Here is a 25668-nt window from a genome sequence, read left to right on the forward strand (position 1 = left end):
TGGTGCTAATTTTTGGTAATAATTTAAAGCAAAATCATCAGTAAAAGGAACATAAAGTATTGATTTCTCAGTTTTTGATTTTGAATCTACCAATAATTTCTGCAATCCATCTTCGTCTAAAGTTCGAGTTAATCCTTTCCAGAAATACTCTTTTATCATTCTTGAAATTCTATTGGCTGGAAGTTCAAAAACTTTTTCTGTTTCAATAAAATCTTGATTATTTTCTTGAGCCAGAATTAATTCTTGCAATAAATTGGATAAAAAATAAGTGCCTTCAACTACAATTTCATTAGTATCAGATTGCAATACAAATCGTTTTAAACCTTTGTCTTCAATGGTAATTCGCTTGTCATTATCTGTATCTTCTTGAAGTAGCAATTGCCCAATTATTTGAGCAATATTAAGTTGGAATTTCGACATTTTTTTTATTCATTTTATGCAATGTCCAAATTAATTTAAAAATTAATGCAATTGGAATTAAGGAGAAATAAAAAGCAGTTGTTCCATCAAAAGATTCAAAAATATGACCTGTAATTATAGAACCAGTAGTTCCGCCAAGCGCAGAAAACACTACAATTAATCCAGACATTGAACTGTGCATATGTTTGGGTAAAGAAGACAAAATAGTAGAATTTAATGTTGGATAAATTGGCGCTAAAAACAATCCCATAATTGGTAATAAATACAAAACAAACGGTGCGTTTAGCCAAGTCATTGTTGCATTATTTTCGATTAAGATATTTTTTGTTAAAGGCATAACTAGTAAAACTATTGCAGCAATTGCAAGCAGACAAAAGGATAAAAAATGAATCCATTTTATTCGTAATAAGACAAATCCAGAAAGTAATCTTCCTAAAAAAGTTGCGCCTGCAAGAATGGATCCAGCTTGAATTGCCAAACTTGTTGGTGCGCGAAGGATTTCTTTATAAAATGTTGGCATCCAAGTAGAAAAACTTTGTTCTATCATTACATAAAAAAAGATGGAAAGAATAAATACAATTATCAATGGTTTTGCAATCATTATAATCATTTCTTTAAAGTCTTTATCAAGTGATGTGTTTTCTATTTTGGCTTCTTTTTCGTCTAATTTTGAGAACAATAATAAAAGAAAAGCCAGCAATGACAATCCAGCAATGATCCAATAAATTTGCAACCATTCGCGTGATTTTGGTTCGGCATCATTCACAAAATAACTAAAAACAAAACCGCCAAGCATAACGCCAGACATAAATATTGCTTCAAGAAAATTCATAAAACTGCTGTGTTCCTTTTCGTTATTTGTCAACAATCCAATAGTTGAAAAAACCGAAACTTTTATCAATGCAAAGGAAACACCAATCACAAAAAACAATAATTTAAAATACCAAAAAGCATCTGCGAAAGGCATAATACTGCAAACAATTGTTACCAAAGCCAAGGCAATAAGCATCGATTTTTTGAGTCCGATTTTTGGTAAAAATGACGCAAAAATAAATGCAGCAATTGCAATTGGTAAATCTTTAAAACCTTCAAGAATAGAAGCATCACCTTTGGAAACATCAAAGTTTAATTGCATTTGAAGCATAACTATTCCAACACAATTCAATAAAATTGCAAACACAAAATAGTTGAAGTACATTGATAGTTTTATGGCTGCATTTTTCATAAATTATTTTATTATAAAAAGATTGTTTTACTTTTTTATGGTTTAGTTTTTATCTTGATATTATTTTTAACCACATAGAAACATAGGTTTTACTTAATGTTTAGATGCTTCGCTCAATTTAGATTTCATAGATTATTTGTAAATATTATTTTTAACCACATAGAAACATAGGTTTTATTTAATATTTAGACGCTTCGCTCTATTTAGATTTCATAGAATATTTGTAAATACAATTTTTAACCACATAGAAACATAGGTTTTACTTAATTTTTAGACATTTCGCTCATTATAAATTTAAAGCTATGTGAAAAATAAAATATTTCTAAAAAAACTCTTATTTAAACGTTTAAATCTATGTTTCTATGTGGTTAAAATAAAATAAATTTATAAAAATTTAAAAATTCATAATTTCAGTATGCGCATTTTCTGTATGATGTATTGTAAAATTGCAAGTATTTAGGTTTGCAATTAAATGTGCGATTTGACCATCATTTTGCCATTTAATATCAATTACATCTGTTTGATTAGTGTTTATTTCTACGGTTCCTAAAAATGCTTTTGAAGTATTTCGCAAACGAATTAATTCTAATTGTTTTTTCACAACGTCTTTTTTTAAACCATCTTGAATTTCTTCTAAAGACAATGATGTTCGGTTAATTTCTTTATGTCCAGCGCTTCCACCAGTATCGGCAGCTTCATAATTATTTTTACCTGCAAAAATATCTAAATACCATATTTGAGGAATTCCTGGCATAAATAATTGTATTGCTCTTGCTAATAGTAATTTTTGATCATCTTCACCCAAAGCGCTAAAAAAAGTTGCATTTACTTGATAATAGGATACTTTTTTTCCAGCTGCATCATATAAATTTTTTATACGACCACCACGTTCCATAATTTTATTCATTATAGCGTCAATTTCTTCGTCTTCTAATAAACCTTTGTTATAAATTCCGTTAACAATTTTTCCTTTTAAATCTAAAACAGGAATTCCATCATGACAACCTAACATATTTATTGTTTTATAACCTTTGGCAATAATTTCATTTGCCCAGGTTAACAATGCTTTACTTGATTTATTTTCGATGGTATGAATAACTAAACCTGGCAAGAAAAAATCATAAATATAATATCCTTGTTGGGCAACTTCATCGTGTAAATGAAGTCCATATTCTGCGTGAATTTCTGGCAAAAGTAAAAGATTATTTTTTTGCGCAATTTGATTAATTCGTTCTAGATAATTCCATGTGCCTGGTTTATTAAAAAAATTAGTTTCTCCAACCTGTTTATGTAAGTAGGCAAAGGCATCTAAACGGAGAATATTTCCACCATAATGGCTTACTTTTTTTAATGTTTCTTCATAAAACTCCCAAACTAATTGTGATTTTGCATTAACATCCATTTGTCCGAGATAAGAACGTTTTTGTTCTAAAATTTGCAAAACTTCTGATTTGAAAGAACTGCAATTTTCAAAATCTATTGTTCCAAAATCTTGATTATTTTCAATTGCAAAATTGACTTTATTACAAATAAAAATTCGTTGATCTTCTGAAATTTCTTTTAAATCACTTAAATCAGATTCTGAAATTTTATTGTAAGTAATTTGCTGATAAAAAGTGTTCCAATAAGGTTGATCAGTTCCATCTGGAAAGCGCACTTTTAAAACAGGCAAACCTGATTTTCGCATAAATAATTTATCGAGAAATTCTTTTTTGGGAACTATTATTTCATTTTCATTTATTGTTCCATTATCTTTCCAAAACTCATTCCAATTGATAAAAAATTCCTTAAATTTTGATTTCTTTCCATTTACAAGAATATCTTTAAATTGTGGCGATGCTACAGATAGGTGATTTAAAACTATATCAAATTTTAATTTTATATTAAGTTCGTTAATGTCGTTTAAATCTTTTAATGCTACTAAATTGGTATTTATATTGTAATCAATGATAGAAAAACCTCTGTCTAAATCGCTATTGAAGAAAGTTGGCAATACATAAAACAATGAAAATACGTCTTTAAATTCTGGCATTTTAAGCATAAATACTGTATCACTTAATTTAGTTCCAATACTATCTGGATAAGCATTAAGCATTACGCCATTCATGTTTTTAGAATTTTTATTTTGCATATTGTTTTATACAAGTTTAGACAAAATATTAATATTATCTGGCAATCTACCTACATTTTGCAATTTTATAGAAGCTAGTTTTTGTGCAATGGAAATACTTTCATAAAGATTTTTTTTGTTTAATTGAGCATACAAAAATCCTGTCCAAAAGGCATCACCTGCGCCAGTTGCATCTTTAATTTCGTCAATTGGAAGTGCTTCTTGAAATAACAAACCTTCTTTTATATCTGAAACCACAACTCCTTTTTTGCCTTTGGTTAAACAAATTGTAGACGCACCAAGAGAATGAAAATAGTCAAAAATATAATCTTCGGTTTTTTCTTCAGCAAACAATCTATAACAATCGTCTTCGCTCAATTTTAGCAAAGGATCATTTGATAAATAGGTTGCAATTACTTGCTTGGCTTCTTCTCTGTCTTTCCATATTCTTTCAGAAAAATTTAAATCTATACTCAATTGTAATCCTAATTCTTTAGCTTTTTTTGCCCTGTTTAAGATGGTTTGTCTTGCTGGATTTTTGCTTAAAGCAAAACAAGTAGTATGAAAAATTTTGGCATTTCCTAAAATTTCATCAGAAAGTTGATGTTCAAATATTTCACAATCTGCTTCTCTATAAGGTATAAATTCTGGAGTTTCTGTAGATTTTGAAACAAAAATTACTGAGGTTGGCGTAGTTTCTAATTTATTGATTTGTGTAGTAATTACATTGTTGGCGTTTAGTTTTCTAACAATATAATCGCCCAAACCATCTTGACCGCAAGTGGCGACCAATAAAGATTTTAGTCCTAATCGTGAAGCATTTACTGCCACATTTGTTGGTGATCCACCAAGAAATCTATGATAATTTTTAGTTCTATTAATGGAAGTATTAATTTCATGACCGATAAAATCTATCAATACTTCGCCAATACAAATGATATCTATTTTTTTCAAATTAAATTAAAATTTTAAAGTTGAATTTTTTTATTTGATTTATATATTTATGAAACGATTGCCGAATTTGTTTGTTTTTTTATTTTTATAAATAATGTACAAACAGCTCCAATTAAAAGAAAAATACCTGAGAAAGTTATTGCTGAACGTGCATCATTGTGTAAAAAATTCTTCATAATATATCCAAACGATAAATTTTGAATAATCATAGGTATAACAATCATCATATTAATTATTCCCATATAAACACCATATCGTTCTTTTGGGATTTGGCTTACAACCAACAAATAGGGAATTCCCATCATGCTTGCCCATCCTATTCCATATCCAATAATTACTGCAAAAAATAAATACTTATTACTTATTAATGGAAAAATTAAAAATGAAACACCAGCTAAAATCAAACAAACAAAATGAACGTATTTTGCACTGTATTTTTTTGCTAAAACAGCTAAATAAAAAGCGACTGAAAATGTAATAACAAATCCAAATGCACCTATTAATCCATTCCATTGTACTGCATTATCATATAAAGAAGTTTGTTTAGGTGTTGCATCCCAGACCGAAAGTGCCATACTTTTAGCATTGTTTTGCCAATAGCACATTAAGGCATACCATTGAAAAAAATATACTATAAATAATTGCCACATAACTTTAGGCATTTCTAAAATAGCTTTATGAATTTCTATAAATGGTGTAAAAATATTTATTGGATTTGCTCTTAATACTGCAATTTCTTCATCCGTTGGTTGTATCTCTTTGGTTTTACTCATACTCCACCAAATTGAAGAAATTGAAAGTATTGCGCCTAAAAAAAATGATCCAAAAATCCAATTTGGTAATGAACCAGTATATCCAACAATTATCATTGGAAATATAAACAGTGAAATATAAGATAAAAATTGTCCAAAACCAGTAAAAAAACTTTGCGCTTGAAAACCTGTAGGTTGTTGCTCTTCATCAAGTGTATCTGCAATAAATGCACGATATGGTTCCATTGCAGTATTATTGCCAACATCTAAAATCCATAATAAACCTGCTGCCATCCATAAAGAACTACTAAACGGAAATAAAAACAAACAAAGACTACATAAAATTGCTCCAATAAAAAAATATGGTTTGCGTCTTCCAAATTTAGGATGCCAAGTTTTATCGCTTAAAGCTCCAATTATGGGTTGAATTAATAAACCAGTCATTGGTCCAGCGAGATTTAGTAGTGGAATTTGATCAGGATTTGCGCCAAGAAAATCATATATAGGATTTACTGCGCTTTGTTGTAATCCGAAACTGTATTGAATGCCAAAAAAACCGACATTCATATTGATAATTTGCCAAAAACTTAATTTTATTTTTACACTCATATACAGTTTACAATTTGAACTAAAATAGTTTCCACGTCATAAAGATATGGAAACTATTGATTTATAACTAAATTTCTAACTTGAACTAAATTCAAACTTTTCTAACACTCAAAAATAGAGTAGAAGTGGTATTTTTTTTTGATTTAGTACAAAATAATGCTTCAATTAGCTCGAAAACGTTTTCGTAAATTGCTATTTGTTTTCAAGTATTTTTTTAAACTATTTAGGGATTAAGGTTCATTAAGTTTTTATTACTTTCCAAAAGTATTAAATTTTTCAACTATACTTTCTACTATCTCAATCGTTTAAACTAATTAATTTATTACTTTGCAAATGGAATAATAATTTTAGTTTCCCATTCTAGTTCATTTCCTCCATTGAATGGATTTGCGAAAAAATGTTCTAATGGTTTTTTGTTCAATTTATAATTGTGGTTTTTAGCATAATCAATCAAGGTAAACCAAGCTCTGTCTGATGTTCTGTAATTTCCGTTGTAAGTTGCCGTAAGTCCTTTCAAAGCCGGAATTGTCTTAAATTTAACAATTGAATCTTCAATAATTTTAGTATTTTTATCAATCGGAAAGCAATAATTAAATGCTAAAATTTCTTTATTTTCATCCCAACTTACAACTTCTAAATAAGGTTTTCCAGTAATTTTAATGCTGTTGTTATGAAGAAAGCCAGTTATTTTTCCATCATTCATAATCATTGTTTGTGCTTTTTCTTGTGTCACACTTTTTAGATTAATGTATGCTACAAAAGTTTCTTCAGTTGTTCCAATTCCATCAATTTTTACTTTGTGGGTTTTTAAATGTCGGTTCAATCCATCACGAAAATCTTCTATTTTTTTTAACTGTTCTTGTTTGAACTTTGTGTTGAAAAAAGGCGCAGTCAATCGGTTGTAAATACTTGCATTTTTTTCATTTATGTCAACACTAACTTGAGTTATAGAATCGTTGATTGTATTCATATTCCAAGAATAAATATAAGAATTGTTTCCAGTGATTAATTCTTGTTTTATAAAATTGAAATTTTCTTTTTCAAGAGTTTTATAATTTAGATTAGCAGTTTTTGATTGTTCTTTTGACCAATCTTGAATGCCTTGAAAAATGGTTCTTGTGGCGGCTTTTGCTTTAAAATTTATGGTATAATCACTTTTCTTTATAAATAAATACCAAATTAAAAAAAAGGATAAAAAGATAACAAATGCGGATAGTAATTTTTTATTCTGAAACATTTTATTTTATAAATTTTAATTTTTTAACAATATAATCTCCAATTTTTGAACCTTGAACGATGCCATTTTCTATGGCTGCTTTGTAATGAATTCCGCCATAAAATCTACTCATAGAAGCTTCTTTTGAGGCAAGAAAAAAAGATTTATAACTTCTACTTGGTAATCCAAAAGGCAATTCAGTATCATCTAAATAGGCAAAATTATCCCCAAAAACGGAAGTTAAAACAGTTGCCGAACAAGTTGATGCCACAGAATGTCCGCTAGTATATTCTGGAAATGGTGGCGTTTGTAATAATGGTCGCCAATCTTCGTCAATTGATTGGTTAATAACAGTTTCTGGTCGAACAACATTACTTCTGTATTTTTCGTCCCAACAACTTATAAACGATTCGAACAATCCAATGGAAGTGGCTGTGTAAGCATAAACGGTTTTTTCAAAATTGGCTTTTGATGTTTTACACGCAATTTTTGTAATTCCCATCCAATGTCCACCAGGCGTAATTTTCTTTTTGGCGAACATCATATGTCCTTGATTTACGGTTACATAAGGATTGCAATCCCAAAATTGGGCTATTTTTATTTCTTCTGATGAATCACCTTTTTCAATCATCATTTTACTAATATCAAAAACTTCTAAAACTTGTTTGTAAAATGGTGAATTTTTATCGGTAGAATATGGCAAAGCTGGAGCTGGTTTGAATTGTGATGATGAATCGATAACCATAGTTCTAATTTCGCTCCAATGTGGTTCAACTCCATCCATATAAGCTGGTGGAGTTGGTTGCCAACGTTCTGGTTTGTTAGCATAAACAGAGTATTTAGGTAAAGTTCTAGTTTGTTTATAATTGTCTTTTCCCATCCATTTTTTTACTCTTTCAGCCACTTTTAATCCGTATTCTTTAGAAATTTCGAATTCTTTTTCGTTTTGGTTTTGCCATTTTGTATACAAACTATCTCTGAATTTTTCTATTAAATCTTCTGAAAAAACTAACGTTTTGCTTACTTCTAAATGAGCAACAAGTGCTGCAACATTTTTGTTTACACCACTTTTTTCATCCAAAACAGGAATAGAATCTAAACCTTTTAATTGTTTTTGAAGTGAATTATAGGTTTTGTTATTTTGCGCAATTACTTCGTAAGCAGCAATGTTTGGATAAGCATAGATGCGACTTGCCACTGGTGGCGAAAAAATATCGTGAATGATTATTTGCGTCACATTATCTATTGATGCTCCGTATTCTTCTGGCGTAACTACAATTTTTGTTTCTTTTTTACAAGAAACAAGAACAATTAGTATCGTTAGTATTAAAAGTTTAGATTTCATTATTGTTTATTTTTAACCATTTTATTTTTTAAACCATTAAGTCAGTTAAGTAAATTAAGGTTTTGTATTTTGTTGTTAGTTATTTTTTAAACCATTAAGATTCTGTGTTGATTTCCAATTAAAATATTAATTTTTTTGTAAATTTGCTTCTAAGTCAGTCATAGAACTAGACTGTATAGCGTGTTTAAGCCATTTGTGTTTGCACGCTATTTTTTTTGTTGCTTTTTTTGATTTCATAGTTTTTATCATATGGTGTTTTATTTTTGTAAATTGTATAAATCATTTCTAATAATTTTCTTTGAACCGCAACTAGCGCCTTCATTTTTATTCCTTGTTTAGAAACTAATTTAGCATACATTTCTTTAAAATTATCATCCCATCTAACTGCTGTCAATGCTGGAAAGTACATTGCTTTTCGTATATTTTTATTACCTTTTTTTGATATTCTTGGTTTTGATTTTACTGATGTTCCTGATTGTTTATCTTTTACATCTAATCCTGCATAACTTGTAAGCTGTCTTTTATTTCGTATTAATTCAAAACCATTAGTTTCTGCTAATACAATAACTGCTGATAATTCTGCAACTCCTGGAATTGTAATAATATTTTCTATTTCTTTTTTTAAATAAGAATTAGTCTCTATTATTTGTTCTATATCCTTTTTAATTTCTTTTTTGAGAATTTAAAAAACATATTCGTTCTTTTATTCGTTTTAAACTTCTATCATTTGGCTCTGCTTCTGATTTTTCTGCGTGTAATTGATTTTTAACAACCACTCTTTCTGATACTATTTGATCTCGTTCTCTTGTTAATTGTTGTAGCGTTTTATAAACTCCATTTGGGCGTTTCCATAAATCTAATTTTCGCTCCAATCCAAATTGTGCAATGGCTTGAGAACAAGTTTTATCCGTTATTGTTTTAATAACTAAAGTTTTAATGTAATTACTTATTTTGTTTGGCAAAACATTACTAACTTTATAATTATTTTGGTCAAGATAATAAGCAAACTTCTGATGATAAACACCTGTAGCTTCCATAACATAAAGAACTTCTAGATCATCTTTAGTTATTTTCTTTACCCAATTCAATAATTCGATAAATCCTTTTTCTGTATTGCTAAAAACATTGTAAGCATACAGTTCAGTTGATAAATCTTCAACCATTCTACCCAAAGTAACAACTAGTTCTTTCTGTGCTACATCAATTCCTAAAACTTGTTTTAATGCTCTCATAACTTTTATATTTAAATTTATAAAGTGATGAATCTTCCTTCGTCTTTTCTCCTAGTTGGATATTCTGGATATTAAAACTTGTCTAATTCCTTACATTCTGTTCAGACTCTAAAAGATAAAAAATAATGAGGTAAATTCTTAATGTCAATATACTTCTAGAGTTATTTAGTAATTAATCTACTCTCATTATTTTTCACTTTAATATTCAAATTTATAAATTTTATGTACTCAAAAATTATAACTTTGTAAACATAGGAGATAGTTAAGGAAATTAAGGGTTTGTTGAAATTTCATAAACTTCTACTTTCTTATTGTTTATGGTTGACAACATATATTTTTTACCATTACAATTGATGACATCCAAATGGCGAACAGCTTTTTGCGAAAAATCAATTCCAATTTTACTTCCTAATGTGATTGATTTTTCATTTTTGATTAATGCTCCAGAAAATCCATCAAATCGACTTTGATACGGTGTAACTCCAAAATAATTTCCGGCTGCAAAAACTTCTTCGTTTTTATCTGAATCAAAATTAGATTTTACAAACGCATTTATCGGACTAACTTGTAATGCATTTGAAAACGGAACGAAAGTAAATTTGCCTTTGTTGTTTTTTAGATAACCCGATTTTAAATTGTGAACTTCATATAATTTCGCTTTAGCAAGCAAAGCTGGATCAAATATTTCTTCTACAGTTTTGCCTGCAAATTCTTTATAAGAATTAAATTTTTTCTTTACTAAACCGCTAAATTGTTCAGCCAATTCATCCAATCCCATTGTGGTGTAATATTTCCCATCTTTTTCTACAGTTACAATTGTTTCGTACCAATCGTTGGTGTCAAAATCATCAAAATACATTTTCATTGGAAATTCTGACGTTGCTTTAAACTTCGAATTCATTCCCCAATTTCCCAATAAATAATCTAAATCACCATCTTTATCAATGTCAAAAGGAAGAATAGTTTGCCATAAACCATTATTTTTTTCTGGATGTATTGTTAAAGTTACATCAGTAAATTTTCCATTTTTATTTGCGAAAAAAGTAGGTTTCATCCATTCGCCAACCACAATTAAATCAGTAGTTCCATCGTTATTAAAATCTGAGAAAGTAGCGTCTTGAACCATTCCGATTTCCGAAAAAGTTTTGTTTTTAACTATCGAAAACGTTCCTTTATCGTTCTTTAATAAATAGCAATCTGATGGACTTCCAAAACGGTTGTTTCTAGAATTGTTTCCAACAAATAAATCTAAATCGCCATCTTTATCATAATCAAACGATTTTACAACCGCTGCATTTTGAGCAATTGCTGGCAAAGTAGCTTTAGTTAACTGATTTTTATTTCCAAAATATAACCTTGATTGTAAGTCGGCTGCATTTTGTCCGCCACCAGAAGCTACAAATAAATCGTTTATTTTGTCATTATTAAAATCGGTGATTATTGCAGAAGCATCTTCAAATATGGCATCTTTTTCTACTTCTGGATAAGATTTTTTCACAAAACCAGTTGCAGTTTGAATGTAAATTTGAGCAGGAATATCTTTTGATCCACCAAAGAAAATATCGTCTTTTCCGTCGCCATTTAAATCGCCAATTGCTGTTGCTGGTCCACGATCTGAACGTTGGTATGGAATTAATTTTTGAAATACAAAATCTACATAATCATTTTCTTGATGGGTAAAATTAATTCCTAAATTGTCTTCTACTTTTGTAAAAATTGGATTTGTTTTTGGATGTAATCTTGCGTAGTCAAATGGTTTTCTTGAAGTATTTGCTTTAATTTCAATCGTTTGATTTGTTTTTATATTTTTTAAAGTCTGAAACGTTTTGTCAGGCCAAATCACAAGAAGTGAATCTACCTTTGTATCTTTTTTATACCCAAAATGAATAATTGGCTCGGATGAAGATTGAAATCCTCTTGTAGTTTGCAATTCTTTAAACTGCATTTTTCCTTTAGAATAGGATATTACTTTAGTTCCAATTCCGAACGTGTTTTTACCAACAAATTTTAATTTCAATTTTAAATAATTCGCTTTTTCATTAATTTGATTGCAATAAATAGAAGCTTCACTGTTTAAATTATTGGTAATTATGTCTAAATCACCATCGTTATCAATGTCTGCATAACCACTTCCTGTGGAAATTAATGAATCATTTTCTATCCAGTTTTTAGATTTATCTTTGAAAATCAAATCGTTGGAACCTTGAAAAACATAGTTGGTTACGTTTCCTTTTGGCATTTTTTTTAATGCTTCTTTGTCTAATAATTTTGTAGAAGTGATTTTGGTTTTTACTTCATCATTAGAATAATATTTTACATAATCTAAGTCGTTTGGACGTTTTGAAATTCCATTAGCCACAAATATATCTTGTTCGCCATCTTGATCATAATCGGCAAAAAGTGTACTCCAACTCCAATCTGTAGCTGCAATTCCGCTTAACAAAGCCGTTTCTGTAAAGTTGTTTCCAGCTTGATTTATTTGCAACATATTTCTTGTATATTGGCAATGATAACCTAACTTTTCAGTTCTCATTTTAAACATTTGAACATTGTCGTCGCCAAGTGAAGATTTCAATACTTTTTCATCTTGCGGAAGCATATCCAACGTCATAATATCTGGAAAATTATCGTGATTTACATCGGCAACGTCTATTCCCATTGAAAAACGACTGGTGTGACCAAAGTGACTTTTCAAACTTTCAGAAAAAGTTCCGTTGCCATTGTTGAGATAATAATAATCGTCTTCGTGAAAATCGTTGGTAATATAAATATCTGGAAAACCATCTAAATTAAAATCGGAAACCGCAATTCCTAAACCATAACCGTTTGCGCCACCAAAAATTCCAGCTTTTTCACTAATGTCAATAAATTTTCCATGATTATTTTGAAATAATTTATCGCCACATTCATAACTTCTGTTGTTGCGAATATCAGCATTTCCATATGATGCTTCTGAATGTACAGCGTGATTTAGAAGATACATATCCAAATCGCCATCCAAATCGAAGTCAAAAAAAGCTGCTGACGAACTATAATTGTCTAAATCTAAACCATATTCGGCTGCGCTTTCAGTAAAAGTATTGTTTTTGTTGTTGATAAATAATTCGTTATGACCTTCAAAACCGTTGATTCCGACAACTGCACAAACGTAAATATCTAAAAATCCGTCGCCATTAACATCAGCCATTGTGGTTCCAGTATTCCAATCAGATTGTCCTTCAACACCTGCTTTTATTGAAATATCATCAAATTTATTGTTGCCTTTATTTAAATATAATTTGTTTTTTCCTTGATTGGAAGTAAAATAAATATCTACTAAACCATCGTTATTGATATCGCCAAGCGAAACGCCACCACCATTGTAATAGTAGAGATAATCTAGAATTGAAATATTTTTTGATTCGTCTAACTTGTTATTGAAAGTTATATTTGTCTTGCTTGAGGGTAATTTTTCAAACAATTTTTCTTCTTTATCCGAACAACTTGTTAAGATAAAAAGTAGGAGTACTGTTTTGAGAAAATTAGTCATTGCGTTTAAATATTTTTGGTTTATTGTCATTTACAACAGCAATTATTGTAGTAGAATTGTTTTTTGTTTTGATAATTTTAATTGCTTTAACTTCGCCACTTATTGAAAACCCAGATTTATTATTTGGTATCCAAGAAAAATTTCCGTTTTTATTCCCTAATAAAACACTTCCTAAACTTGAATCTAAACGACCATATTGTGGTTTGAATTCGTATTGATTTCCACCAAGAATGATGTCTAAAATTCCATCTTTGTTGATGTCCATTGTGCAAATTGCATTTACGCTTGAAAACTGAACTTCTTTGGGCAAAACTTTAATTTGAAATTGTCCGTTTCCTTTGTTTATTGCAATGATACTTTCTTGTATGTTGGCTGTTCTTTGAATGGAATTGGAAACGACATCAGCATCAAATAATTCTTGAAATGATTTTTTGGCATATTCAGAATAGTTTAAATTTTTCTTTTTTATGGACGGAATTTGTTTCGCTAATTCGCCTTTCATATGAAGCGTAATGTCTTTTCTGTCTATAGTTTGTGTTGAAATTTGTTCGATTGTTCCGTTGTTATCAAAGTCGTTTACAAATAATTTTATTGGATTTGTTTTAGAACATTTATAGGAAGTATTCGTTCCTTTGTTTCCAAAAATCAAATCTTTTTTACCATCATTATTCAAATCTACGCAAGCAACGGAGTTCCAAAATCCTTTTTCTTCGGTTAGATTATTCTTGAATTCAGCTAATCTTCTTCCTGTATTTTTAAAAATTACTGGTGCCATCCATTCGCCAACAATAATTAAATCTTTTTTAGTATCGTTGTCAATATCTTCCCAAATAGCATCAGTTATCATTCCGATATCATTCAATTTGAAAGCTTTTTTCTCGGTTACATTGGTAAAATTTCCTTTGCCATCGTTTTCTAATAACAATTGTTTTGGTGTAATTCCGTAAACGCCTGGAACGGATAAACTTGCAATAAAAACGTCAATATCGCCATCATTATCAAAATCATAAGGCGCAATTACAGAAACATTGCTGTTAGTTGTTGGAAGAGTAGTAGTGCTTTTAGTGAAAATTCCTTTTCCGTTATTGAGATACAATCTGTTTTTATAATTGGCTTGATCGGCTTTTTCATTTCCTCCAGAACCAACCATTACATCTTGATCACCATCATTATCTACATCAAAAAAACTTGCTGCAGTATCTTCAAAAATGGCATCACTTTCTAATGCAGGTTGCGTTGTTAAAGTAAAATTATCTTTTCCATTATTGAGATAAATTTTTCCAGAAGTTTCTTTTGCACCACCAATAAAAACATCTTCGTTTCCATCTCCATTTATGTCTGCAATCGCCAAACTTGGTCCTTCTTGAGATTGCATTTTAGCAATTAATCCTTCATAATCAAAATCGATATAATCGTTTTCTTTATGATTAGTTAAGGTGTTTGGAATTTCTGAAAATAACGGTTTTACTTTTTCAGATTTGATTATATAAGCTGCTTTTGCATTGATACTATTCAAATTCAAAGTTGTATTTAATTTGATGTTTTTGATTGTTTGAAATTTTCCGTTTGGCCAAATAACTTGAAGTGAATCAATTTTTTTTGTTCCAATTCCGAAAGTCATTACATAATCAACAGAAGATTGAAAACCACGAGTTGGAATCAATTCTTGACGGATAATTTCTTTGCCTGAAAATAATTCTACTACACTTCCAACTGCAAATTTATTTTGACCTTCGCCTTTTAATTTTACTTTTATGAAATGATTGTCTTTGTTTTTTTCAGATTTATTTTGATATACAAATGCTGGCATATTGACATTATTGACAATTAAATCTAAATCGCCATCATTGTCTAAATCGCCATAAGCTGCTCCATTTGAAAAACTTGGCGTTGCCAAACCCCAATTTTGAGCTTCGTTTGTAAACTTTAAATTATTATTATTTTTATAAGCATAATTTGAAACTGGTGTGCTTGGCATTTTGTTAATTATGTTTTCCATTTCTTCTTTTTTGCCAGTAATTGCCATTTTTTGCATTACATCGTTGGCGAAGAAATCAACAAAATCTTGATTGGTTAAGTCGTGGTAAATTCCATTACAAACGTAAATATCTTTATAACCATCGTTGTCCATATCAAATAAAAGTGCGCCCCAACTCCAATCGGTTTTTGCTACACCTGCATAATTTGCAATTTCATTAAAATGATTGTCACCAGTATTAATTTGCAACGTGTTTTGCATATATTGATTGTAAAAATCAAGGTTTAATTTTCTTGAAAATAAATCATAATTATCGAAACTTGTTGTGGTTTTTAAGCGATTGTCTGGTTCTGGAAGCATATCTGTAACAAAAACATCAGCTTTTCCATCGTTGTTTACATCTGCCATATCTGCGCCCATTGACGATTGACTCAAATGGGTTGCCCAATTTTGAATTTGTTCAGAAAAAGTTCCGTTTTTATTGTTTATGTAAAGATAATCACGTTCATAAAAATCGTTAGAAATATAAATATCTGGATATAAATCGCCATTAACATCGCCCACTGTTACTCCTAAACCAAAGCCAATTAAACTTCCATAAATTCCAGATTTTTCGCTTACGTCGATAAATTTTCCGTTGTCGTTTCGTAATAATTTATCGCCACCACCTTTTAAAATTGGATTTACATCCCAATCTTTATCACGTAATTCTCTTTTGTTAGAATAATTTAAACTACTCACAGGAATAAAACTGTTATTGAGAATGTAACAATCTAAATCGCCATCTTTATCGTAATCAAAAAACGCTGCGTGTGTTGTAATTCCGGTATCTGCAAGATTATATTCGTCTCCTTTTTCAGTAAAAGTTAGGTTTCCGTTGTTTATAAAAAGTTCACTTTTTCTTTTTTCGTCTATTGAATTTCCTGCGTTGCAAACATAAATATCTAAAAATCCATCACCATTTATGTCGACCATTACAACTCCTGTTGACCAAGATTTGGTTCCTTCAACACCTGCTTTTTTTGAAACATCTTCAAATTTAAAATTTCCTTTATTAAGGTATAATTTATTTTTACCTTGATTGGAAGTAAAATAAACATCAGATAAACCATCGTTGTTTATATCACCAATAGCAACTCCGCCACCATTATAGAAATTCCTATACTTAAAGATGTTCATTTCTTCACCGTTTTTTACTTCGTTGATGAAATCTATTCCTGTTTGAGAAGGTTCTAATTTTGTAAATAAGCCATTATTATTTTCAAATTTATCTTTGGAACAGCTTGAAAATAGTAAAATAATAAAGAATGTATTTATAATTCGGGATAACATAATTTAGGTAAATTGGTAAAGTAATATGTGAGCACAATTTAATACAATTTTGCTAATAATGGAGTATTATCAAACAAAAAAAAGAGGGTAAAAAATACCCTCTTTATTAAAAAAACTCAAACAAAAATATTAAACAAAAATTCTTAGTAACCTGGGTTTTGCTTTAAATTTGCATTAAATAATGCATCTGCAGGAATTGGATATATAGTGAATTTTGGATCAGAATTATATGGCTTCAATTCTCTGGAATTTAAAAATGTGCCAAATCTAATCATATCATTTCTTCTATGTCCTTCCCACCATAATTCTCTTCCTCTTTCTAAATAAACACCATCTAAAGTGTTAGGTGCAGCTGCAACTCCAGATCTAGTAGCTATATCTGCCAATATTGTACCTGCAGAACCAGAACCGCCTCTTAAAATCGCTTCAACTTTCATTAACAAAGCATCTGAGTATCTCATTAATACTAAATCATTATCAGGATTGCCTTGATTTCCTGGATCTGGAATATATTTCATCCCACGAATACCAGCAGTTTCTAATGTAAGTCCATCGGTAATTAATGTTAAAGCTGGTGTGAAAAATAAAGGATTATTATTTCTATCTAGCAATGGAGTTACTCCACCTGGAGCATACTGTTGTCCTACATTAAACCCTACAGGATTTCCTATGTTAGAAATTATTGAAGGTGTAGAATATTTTGCTCTGGTATCAGTTGAACCAAATCTATTATAATATTCTGAAACAGTAGCAAATCCATTCCAACCAGAAGGGGTTTGATTGTAGTGTGTTCCCATTCTCCATTTAGATTGCATATTTCCTCCAGCACCACCTTGAATATTTTTAGACGAAAATACAACTTCATTTGAAGTATTATTATTAGGTGCAAAGTTATTCCAATAATTAGCTGATAAACTGTTTGTCATAGCATCAACATGTTGTACAACTTTTGTCATATCGCCTGCTGCAAATGAACTGCCTAAAAATACAGATTTATTCAAATATAATTTTGCAAGTAAAAAATGTCCGGCGTCAATATTTGCAATACTTGCATCGCCAGTAACTCTAGCTGGTAGTGTTGGCAGAATGGCTTCAAGTTCTGATATTACAAAAGTTGTAGCTTCAGTTCTTGTCCATACTTTTGGATCGTCAAGTAAACTTGAACCAGCGGGTCTATAAGGAACTTGTCCAAATAAATCTATTACATTATAGTAATAAAATGCTCTTAAAAATCTAGCTTGTACCAATTGTGATGGTGTTACAGTACTACTTTCAATTACTAAATTACAATTGTAAACATTTGAAAGCAAAGAATTCCATGCTCCTCTTACCTCAACATGATCTGGTGCCCAAGTATGTGTATGTAATTGTCTCCAAGAACCATTATCATCCCAATCTCCACCACGAGTTGGCCCAACCATAGCGTCAGTTGACAATTCATCCATTGCATACATTAAACCTTGACCATTAAAATCTCTTAAACCATTATAAGCAGATTCTAAAACAGCCGATGGATTTATATTAGTTGTACCACTTGAATCAATATAAGATTCTCCATCTAATACTTCTTCTTCTAAATCTGTGCAACTTACACCAAAGGAAACTAAACTTAAGTATAGAAATCCTTTAAATAAATTTTTTCTTTTCATTTTTTTTTTTTTAAAACGTTACATTTAATCCTAAAGCAAAAGCTTTAGAACGTGGATATGATAAATAATCTATACCTGCAGACGGAACACCATTTAATGATTTGTCTGTATCTACTTCTGGATCAAATCCAGAATATTTTGTGAACAATAATAAATTCTGTCCATTTACAAAGAAACGAGCTGACTTTATTTTTATCTTTTCTAAAGCACTTCCGCTGAATGTGTATCCAAAAGTTAAATTGCCCATTCTTAGGAAATCACCTTTTTCTAAATATTTTGTAGATGGTGAATTTGGATCTCCTTGAGATTGAGGTGAAGTAGCAATGTTTTCTGGCACGTTTCTTCCGCCGGCAAAGGCACTTTTAAAGAAATATGCATTAGCAGTATTGTTATATAAATAATGACCAAATGCTCCATAAAAAGAAACAGAAGCATCAAGGTTTTTATAAGTTGCACTCGTAGAAAATCCTATGTTCATTTTTGGAAGTCCTTGTTTTCCAACTAATTTTTTGGAAGCTAAACCTAGTCCAGAATCATTGCCAGCAGCATCTGCATAAATAGAAGAACCATTTGCTGCATAACCTCTAAATTCATAAACATAATAACTATATATAGGTTCATTATCAGTTATAACTTGTGCATAAGCTCCTGATAAACCTTGACCATTTAATGCTCCTGCTTGAATAAATCCTGTGAAATTTTTCATTTTATTATTTAAAAATGATGAATTTGCTGATATATCCCAAGTTAATTTTTCAGAATTAATTATTTTATAATTTAAAGATACTTCAAATCCAGTATTAATTAAATTACCAGGTAAATTTACATTTCTTGGTGAAAATGGACCAGGTTGTGGGGTTGAAATTGGAACAGGAAAAATTAAATCTTTAGTATCTCTACTAAAATAATCAAATGAACCAGTTAATTTGTTTTTTAACAATGTAAAATCTGTTCCAATACCATATGAAACAGTTGTTTCCCATTTTAAATTAGCATTTGCACTGTTCTCAATACTTTGATTTCCATTTAAATTATAAACTGCTCTACCAAGCGCTGAATTCGGTGAAAATTCTTGATTACCAGTTGTTCCGTAACTTCCTCTAATTTTAAAATCATTAACAAGTCCATCACGATTTTCAATCACTTTGTAACCCAAACCTACAGATGGAAAGTAATCGTATTTATTATTAGCACCTAATTTTGTACCACCATCTGCTCGTAATGTAGCAGTTAATAATATTTTTTTATAAATAGTTGCATTAATCCTACCATAATAAGATTGCAATTCTACTCTGTTTCTATATGAATTTATTCTAAATTCATTTTGCAAACCACCTTCAATATTATCAATTAAATTTATTTGATCTGGATTATATCCTTTGCCTGTTGATGCGCTTCCATCAGCATTGTAGTCATAATAAGAATAACCTAATAATGCATCAAATACAAAATTATCATTGAATGTTTTATTGTAATTTAAAGTATGTTCAAAGGTTTTATTGAACTTATTATTATTAATTATTGCAGCTTGACCATAACGAATAACTTCTGGACTTGACGCTGGTACTGTTGCTTGTGCCACATTTTGAATTCGAATTGAAGGTAGCAATTGAGATTTTCTAACAGATGTAGATCCTTCAACTCCGAATAAAAATTGATAATTTAAATTTTTGGATAATTTTAACGTTGTTTTGATACTTGCTAAAATTTTGTTTGTATTTGTGTAATCCTTGTATGCATCTAACAATTGTACTGGATTTAAATAAGTATCACTACCATACGAACCTTCATTTGCAGGAGTTGAAGGATTGTCTACTGCATAACCAGGGTTAAAATATCCATCTGGAGAATTATCATAAATAGGATTAGTAGGATTCCAGTAAAGTGCAGATCCTATTAAGTTTCCAATGAAACCTGCGTTGTTAGAGATTAATGATGCATTATCTTTTATCCCAGCGTAATTAAATTTAGATTCTACTTTTAAATTACCTCCAAAATAATCATTCGAATTATTTAAAGCAAATGTATATTTATCTAATCCAGTATTTCTTACAATACCATCAGTATTAGAAGATCCAAAAGATAAACGAGTATTTGAATTTTCTGTTGATTTGGAAAATGAGACATCATGATTGATGGTTAATCCATTTCTTAATATATTCTTTTTCCAGTCGTAAGCTCTAGAACCATTATCAGTCCCACCATTTTTAACAAATGTAGCGGCGTCCATTACGTCCAAATCGCTAGAAAGTTTACTAAATGCGACAGAATTACTGTAGTTTAGCTGTGGTTCTTTAGATTTAGATTTTTTAGTAGTTATAATCACAACACCATTTGCACCTCTTGAACCGTAAATAGCTGTAGAAGAGGCATCTTTAAGAATTGTCATACTTTCTATATCATTTTGATTAATAAAATTCAAGGGATTTCTAGCAGTTGAAGTTCCTAAAATATTATCACCTCCAGAAGAAATATCACCACCATCTAATGGAACACCATCAACAACAATTAATGGTCCGTTTCCAGAACGAACTGATGAATTTCCACGTATTCTTATTGATGCTGCTGCTCCAGGTTCACCACTTGAAGATGTAACTTGAACTCCAGCAACTTTTCCTCTTAATAAATCTGCTGGTGAAGTAGCAGAGAGATTATCAAAACTTTTTGAGTTCAACTGATCAACCGCTCCAGTTGCATCTTTCTTTTTAACGGTTCCGTAACCAATAACCATTACTTCTTTTAATTCTAGTTGGTCAGACTGTAAAGTTACATTTACGGTAGGTTTTCCTGCAACAGTAACTTCTTGTGTTTTTAGACCAATGTAGCTAAATACCAAAACGGCATTTTCACCTACATTATTAATTTTAAAATTTCCATCTAAATCGGTTTGTTGGCTGTTAGTAGTTCCTTTAACTGTCACTGATGCACCAGGAAGCGCACCATTGCTGTCAGATACTTTACCAGATACGCTTTGTGAAAATGCAACACCTGTAAAGAACATAGTCAGAAAAACTAATAAGCCCTTGAGTAGACTATTTTTCATACTTGTAATAAATTGGTTAGTTAATAATTGTTTATAGAACTTCAAACTTAAACTTAATTTTATGAAAACTTTAAGATACCATCAACGAAAACGTTATAGTGATAACGAAAACGTTTTCGATTCAAAGTGTTATCTATAAAAAAACTACTAAAATTTGTATTATGTATAAAAAATAACTCCTAAAAAAACACACTATGTTTTTTTAGGAGTAAATAAATGTGAAAACGTTAGATTTATATATAAAATATGGAATAAATTAATATTTTTTAGTAAAATTTAATTCTATTTGATAATTATAGTTTTTTCATCAATTCCAATTCCAATAATTTTTAACGATTTCCAATTTTTTGGTAAAATTCCTTTATTAAATTGTAAGCCCTTATCGGTTTGTTCTACTCCACCAAATCCATAAATTATGGCTTGTAACATTGCGCCTGCACCAGTTGCAAAATAAGGATTATTACTGTTTGCCGATTCTGAGAAAACTCCAAATGGTGGACGACTGTTTGGCAGATATGCTTTTACAAAATGATCATAAGCTTTTTCTTTATCGCCTAATCTTGCATACAAAACTGATAAAATTCCGTGTGCCATTGCTGGTCCATCTTTTTTGTCAATTTTTTCAGAATAATAGGCCAAGTCTTTTTCTATTTGAGTTTTATCGGTAATAATATGTAAAGGATAAGCCAATAAATTCACATCACCTTGTTTAATCATTTGACCATCATAACCTTTATAATTTTGAGTAATTCCATCTTTTTTATGAATTACAATATTGTTGGAAACTTCAATCCATTTTGGATTTATTGGTTCGCCCAAAATGGTTGCCGCTTTAATTGTATTTTTTAAAGTTTCTATTGCAGATGCATTTGTAAAAGCATTATCATCTACATGTTGTGCATATTCGTCTGCGCCAACTACATTTAATATTGAATAACTTCCGTCAGTGTTTTTTACCACTCGACTTACCCAGAAATCGGCTGTTTCTTTCAAAACTTTGTATTCGCTTTTTAACCACGTTTTATCTTGTGTCATTCCATAATAGTTCCAAAAAGCAATAGCAACATCAGATGTTATATGTTGTTCAAAAATTCCTGTTAAAGCCCAAGTTGGTGTTGCTTCTTCGCCTGTATCATCGCTTTCCCAAGGAAACATTGCGCCTTTATAGCCATAAATAGAAGCTTTTTGTTTGGCTTTTTGCAATCTATCAGATCGATAATCGAGACAGGATTTTGCCATTTCTGGTTGCATAACCAATATTGATGGATACATCCAAAGCTCGGTGTCCCAAAAAATATGTCCGTTATAACCTTGACTTGACAATCCCATTGGTGCAATACTTTGTCTACTTTCTGGACGAACAAAAGAATATAAATTATATAATGCAAATCGAACTCTTTGTTGCGCATCTAAATCGCCTTCTATTTGAATATCGCCAGTATTCCACAATTCTGCCCAAGCATTTTTATGTCTTGTAACCAGCTTATCAATTCCTTCTTGCAAAGCAAAAATGGGTTGTCTTTCGGATTCATTTAATGGATCAGTAACATCCTTAGAAGTACAAATTCCGCCAGCAATAGCAAAACGATATTTTTTGCCTTTTAATAATTTTTTGGTAAAACCAACTTCATCGCCAATTTGTTTTAACGTTTCGGTTTGTCCATCAAATAAAAAAGTGGTAGAAGCTGCAACAGTATATTTTCCTCGAAGCGTTTTTGCGGTAGTACCAAAAACGGGCATTAAAAATTGATTGTCTTTCAAAACACGGTATTGACTTTTTGCCTCTTTCAATTCCTCAGGAACAATCATATAGTTATTGGCCACTATTTCTATATCTTTTAATGGTGTAATTTCAACTATTGCCATTGCCGAAAATGGAATGGCTCTATTGGCCAAAATGGAATAATCAATTTTTGCTAAGTCTTTAAATGAAAATGATGTGGTACTAATTCCTTCTTTCATAGAAATTACTTGACTCCAATTTTCAATATTGTCCGATTTTATTTCTTGACTATTAATATATAGGTGTAAATTTAAAAATTCTATACCACGAACAATTCTACTAATTCCATTTTCTGGACTTGCTTCGTAAACGCCATTCAAAATAATTTCCTTAGTTTTTAATGGCGTATCATCAGTTACAATTCCTATTTGACCATTCGCCATTGTGGCACCAAAATAATTTTGACGTGATGTAGCAACCAAATTCCATTCGTCTGATTTTGTTTGAGAAAAAATGGAAGAACTAACAAATACGAATGCTACAAGAATTTTAATTTTAGAAATCATAGTTTTAAGATTTTATTCTTTCAAACTTATCCTTTTTATTTGGTATTCCTAAAAGTTTTAACTTAAAATAGTTTTATCCAAAATCGAAAACGTTTTCGATTATTAAATATGAATTTATACAGAATTGATTTCAAGATTCTGATTTATTATAACTTTATTGTAACACATAAATTAAAAACAAAATGAAATCCAAAATTTCTTTATTTTTATTGCTTATTATCACATTTTTTTCTTGTAAAAAAGATTCAAATTCCGATTTAAAACTTGCTGAAAATTCTAAATCTGAAAAAAAATGGTGGAAAGAAGCTGTTGTATATCAAATATATCCAAGAAGTTTTAAAGATACAGATGGTGATGGTGTTGGCGATTTAAAAGGAATTATAGAAAAACTAGATTATATAAAAAGTTTAGGAGTTACAACGGTTTGGTTAAATCCAATTTATGGTTCTCCAAATGCTGATAATGGTTATGATATTTCAGATTATCAAACTATTATGAAAGAATTTGGAACAATGGAAGATTTTGATGCTTTACTTAAAGGAATGCACAAAAAAGGTTTGAAATTAGTGATGGATTTGGTTGTAAATCATTGTTCTGACCAACACAAATGGTTTTTAGAAAGTAAAAAATCACGTGACAATCCATATAGAGATTATTTTCATTGGTGGCCAGCAGAAAAAGGAAAACCAGCTTTTCGTCCAGGAAGTTTTGAAGCCGATGGAAGTGGTTGGCGCTATGATAAAACAACTAATTCGTACTATTTACATTATTTCAGTTACAAACAACCCGATTTGAATTGGGAAAATCCAAAACTGCGTCAAGAAATATACAAAATGATGCGTTGGTGGTTAGATAAAGGTATTGATGGTTTTCGTATGGATGTAATTCCGTTTATTGGAAAAGATACTAATTTTCCAGAAATTACTCCAAAAGAATTAGATGAAAAATATGATGGAAGATGGGATTTTTATATGGCAAGTGCACCAAATACGCATAAATATCTCAAGGAAATGAACGAGCAAGTGTTGAGCAAATACGATTGTATGGCTTTGGCAGAAGGCGCAGGAATGAATTTAAAAACAGCTCTTAATTTTGTTGATGCAGATAGAAAAGAACTTGATATGGGTTATCATTTTGAAGGAGTAAATCTAGGTTACGAAAAAGGATTTTATAAAAAAATGAATCCGAATTGGAATTTAATTGAGTTCAAAAAAATATATTCAGATTGGGATAAAGTGTATGCAGAAAAAGGTTGGGGAACAATTTATTTAGGCAATCACGATCAACCAAGAATGGTTTCTCGTTGGGGAAATGATGCTCCAGAGTTTAGAGAAATTTCAAGCAAAATGTTAACTACTTTTTTACTTTCGATGAGTGGAACTCCTTATTATTATAATGGTGATGAAATTGGAATGATGAATATTAAATTTAACAAAATTGAAGATTATCGCGACATTGAAATAATGGCAGAATATGAAAAAGTAAAAAATGCAAAAGGAGATTTAAAACAATTTATAGAAAATCAAAAAACTGGTGGCGCAAGAGATAATGGAAGAACGCCTTTTCAATGGAACGCTTCTGCAAATGCCGGATTTACAACTGGAAACTCATGGTTGAAAATAAACGATAATCATAAAACATTAAATGCTGAAGCGCAAGAAAAAGATTCAAATTCTGTTTTAAATTATTTCAGAAAAATGGTGCAACTTCGTAAAGATAATGAAGTTTTAATTTATGGAAAATACACTTTATTAGACGAAAAAAATCCTAAAATTTATTCATATACTAGAGAATTGAACGGTAAAAAAATGTTGATTGTTCTTAATTTTTCAAAAGATAAAGCAACACCAAATACTGGAATTGATATAAAAAATGCTACAATTTTAATTAATAATTATCCAACAGTAGCATCAGAATTATTTCCTTATCAAGCGGTTGTTTATGAATTATAAATTTTCTCTATTTTGTCATTTCGACAAAGGAGA

The 25668-nt window shown here is 30.1% G+C and carries 15 protein-coding genes and 1 pseudogene; 1 reads left to right on the forward strand and 15 read right to left on the reverse strand.

The features are described 5' to 3' along the window. The 15 genes and pseudogenes from ACH2BC_RS13600 to ACH2BC_RS13670 all read right to left on the reverse strand — a co-directional run. On the reverse strand, positions 1-420 hold a 420-nt coding region (locus ACH2BC_RS13600; RefSeq protein ID WP_395054553.1), incomplete at its 3' end, for a trehalase calcium-binding domain-containing protein. Then, on the reverse strand, positions 401-1645 hold the full coding sequence (locus ACH2BC_RS13605) for an MFS transporter (protein ID WP_395054554.1): 1245 nt from the start codon (positions 1643-1645) through the stop codon (positions 401-403). The genes ACH2BC_RS13600 and ACH2BC_RS13605, both read right to left, overlap by 20 nt. A gap of 394 nt (positions 1646-2039) precedes the next feature. Continuing rightward, entirely contained in the window at positions 2040-3776 is a 1737-nt protein-coding gene (locus ACH2BC_RS13610) for a glycosidase (RefSeq protein WP_395054555.1), read from the reverse strand. A 6-nt stretch (positions 3777-3782) separates the two neighbouring features. Beyond that, positions 3783-4709, reverse strand: coding sequence for a carbohydrate kinase family protein (locus ACH2BC_RS13615; protein WP_395054556.1), 927 nt, complete (start codon positions 4707-4709; stop codon positions 3783-3785). Between the two features lie 47 nt (positions 4710-4756). Continuing rightward, a complete protein-coding gene (locus ACH2BC_RS13620; protein WP_395054557.1) occupies positions 4757-6070 on the reverse strand; it encodes an MFS transporter in 1314 nt (437 codons plus the stop codon). Positions 6071-6392: 322 nt separating this feature from the next. Then, positions 6393-7307: a GyrI-like domain-containing protein gene (locus ACH2BC_RS13625; protein ID WP_395054559.1), complete on the reverse strand. Its 915-nt coding sequence runs from the start codon at positions 7305-7307 to the stop codon at positions 6393-6395. 1 nt (position 7308) lies between these two features. Beyond that, positions 7309-8631, reverse strand: a complete 1323-nt coding sequence (locus ACH2BC_RS13630; RefSeq protein WP_395054561.1) for a vanadium-dependent haloperoxidase — start codon at positions 8629-8631, stop codon at positions 7309-7311. Positions 8632-8815: 184 nt separating this feature from the next. Next, positions 8816-9040 (reverse strand): hypothetical protein, encoded by a 225-nt coding sequence (locus ACH2BC_RS13635; RefSeq protein WP_395054563.1) that lies wholly within the window; start codon positions 9038-9040, stop codon positions 8816-8818. Positions 9041-9043: 3 nt separating this feature from the next. After that, positions 9044-9313: pseudogene (locus ACH2BC_RS13640) on the reverse strand (transposase); the annotation flags it as partial. Continuing rightward, complete coding sequence (locus ACH2BC_RS13645) at positions 9294-9863, reverse strand: transposase (protein WP_395054565.1); 570 nt, start codon at positions 9861-9863, stop codon at positions 9294-9296. The gene ACH2BC_RS13645 and the pseudogene ACH2BC_RS13640, both read right to left, overlap by 20 nt. Before the next feature lie 271 nt (positions 9864-10134). After that, entirely contained in the window at positions 10135-13392 is a 3258-nt protein-coding gene (locus tag ACH2BC_RS13650; protein WP_395054567.1) for a VCBS repeat-containing protein, read from the reverse strand. Beyond that, positions 13385-16702 carry a VCBS repeat-containing protein gene (locus ACH2BC_RS13655; protein WP_395054569.1) on the reverse strand — a complete coding sequence of 1106 codons (3318 nt, stop codon included), beginning with the start codon at positions 16700-16702 and terminating at the stop codon, positions 13385-13387. Before ACH2BC_RS13655 ends, ACH2BC_RS13650 begins: the two co-directional genes overlap by 8 nt. 143 nt (positions 16703-16845) lie before the next feature. Continuing rightward, the gene (locus ACH2BC_RS13660; protein ID WP_395054570.1) at positions 16846-18351 is read right to left on the reverse strand and encodes a RagB/SusD family nutrient uptake outer membrane protein; all 1506 of its coding nucleotides are present in this window, start codon (positions 18349-18351) and stop codon (positions 16846-16848) included. A gap of 10 nt (positions 18352-18361) precedes the next feature. Continuing rightward, positions 18362-21352, reverse strand: coding sequence for a SusC/RagA family TonB-linked outer membrane protein (locus tag ACH2BC_RS13665; protein ID WP_395054572.1), 2991 nt, complete (start codon positions 21350-21352; stop codon positions 18362-18364). A 324-nt stretch (positions 21353-21676) separates the two neighbouring features. Next, entirely contained in the window at positions 21677-23683 is a 2007-nt protein-coding gene (locus tag ACH2BC_RS13670; RefSeq protein ID WP_395054574.1) for a glycosyl hydrolase family 95 catalytic domain-containing protein, read from the reverse strand. Positions 23684-23865: 182 nt separating this feature from the next. Between ACH2BC_RS13670 and ACH2BC_RS13675 the strand changes: the two genes are divergently transcribed. Further along, entirely contained in the window at positions 23866-25635 is a 1770-nt protein-coding gene (locus ACH2BC_RS13675) for an alpha-glucosidase (RefSeq protein WP_395054576.1), read from the forward strand. Positions 25636-25668: the final 33 nt, after the last annotated feature.

Source organism: Flavobacterium sp. (assembly GCF_043760115.1).
Classification (GTDB): domain Bacteria; phylum Bacteroidota; class Bacteroidia; order Flavobacteriales; family Flavobacteriaceae; genus Flavobacterium.

What these genes read in the sequence shown, in the direction of transcription:
- ACH2BC_RS13670 (WP_395054574.1), bottom strand. Translation starts at nt 23,683, where the DNA reads ATGATTTCTAAAATTAAAATTCTTGTAGCATTCGTATTTGTTAGTTCT.
- ACH2BC_RS13675 (WP_395054576.1), top strand. Translation starts at nt 23,866, where the DNA reads ATGAAATCCAAAATTTCTTTATTTTTATTGCTTATTATCACATTTTTT.
- ACH2BC_RS13605 (WP_395054554.1), bottom strand. Translation starts at nt 1,645, where the DNA reads ATGAAAAATGCAGCCATAAAACTATCAATGTACTTCAACTATTTTGTG.
- ACH2BC_RS13660 (WP_395054570.1), bottom strand. Translation starts at nt 18,351, where the DNA reads ATGAAAAGAAAAAATTTATTTAAAGGATTTCTATACTTAAGTTTAGTT.
- ACH2BC_RS13620 (WP_395054557.1), bottom strand. Translation starts at nt 6,070, where the DNA reads ATGAGTGTAAAAATAAAATTAAGTTTTTGGCAAATTATCAATATGAAT.
- ACH2BC_RS13630 (WP_395054561.1), bottom strand. Translation starts at nt 8,631, where the DNA reads ATGAAATCTAAACTTTTAATACTAACGATACTAATTGTTCTTGTTTCT.
- ACH2BC_RS13625 (WP_395054559.1), bottom strand. Translation starts at nt 7,307, where the DNA reads ATGTTTCAGAATAAAAAATTACTATCCGCATTTGTTATCTTTTTATCC.
- ACH2BC_RS13610 (WP_395054555.1), bottom strand. Translation starts at nt 3,776, where the DNA reads ATGCAAAATAAAAATTCTAAAAACATGAATGGCGTAATGCTTAATGCT.
- ACH2BC_RS13665 (WP_395054572.1), bottom strand. Translation starts at nt 21,352, where the DNA reads ATGTTCTTTACAGGTGTTGCATTTTCACAAAGCGTATCTGGTAAAGTA.
- ACH2BC_RS13655 (WP_395054569.1), bottom strand. Translation starts at nt 16,702, where the DNA reads ATGTTATCCCGAATTATAAATACATTCTTTATTATTTTACTATTTTCA.
- ACH2BC_RS13635 (WP_395054563.1), bottom strand. Translation starts at nt 9,040, where the DNA reads ATGTACTTTCCAGCATTGACAGCAGTTAGATGGGATGATAATTTTAAA.
- ACH2BC_RS13645 (WP_395054565.1), bottom strand. Translation starts at nt 9,863, where the DNA reads ATGAGAGCATTAAAACAAGTTTTAGGAATTGATGTAGCACAGAAAGAA.
- ACH2BC_RS13650 (WP_395054567.1), bottom strand. Translation starts at nt 13,392, where the DNA reads ATGACTAATTTTCTCAAAACAGTACTCCTACTTTTTATCTTAACAAGT.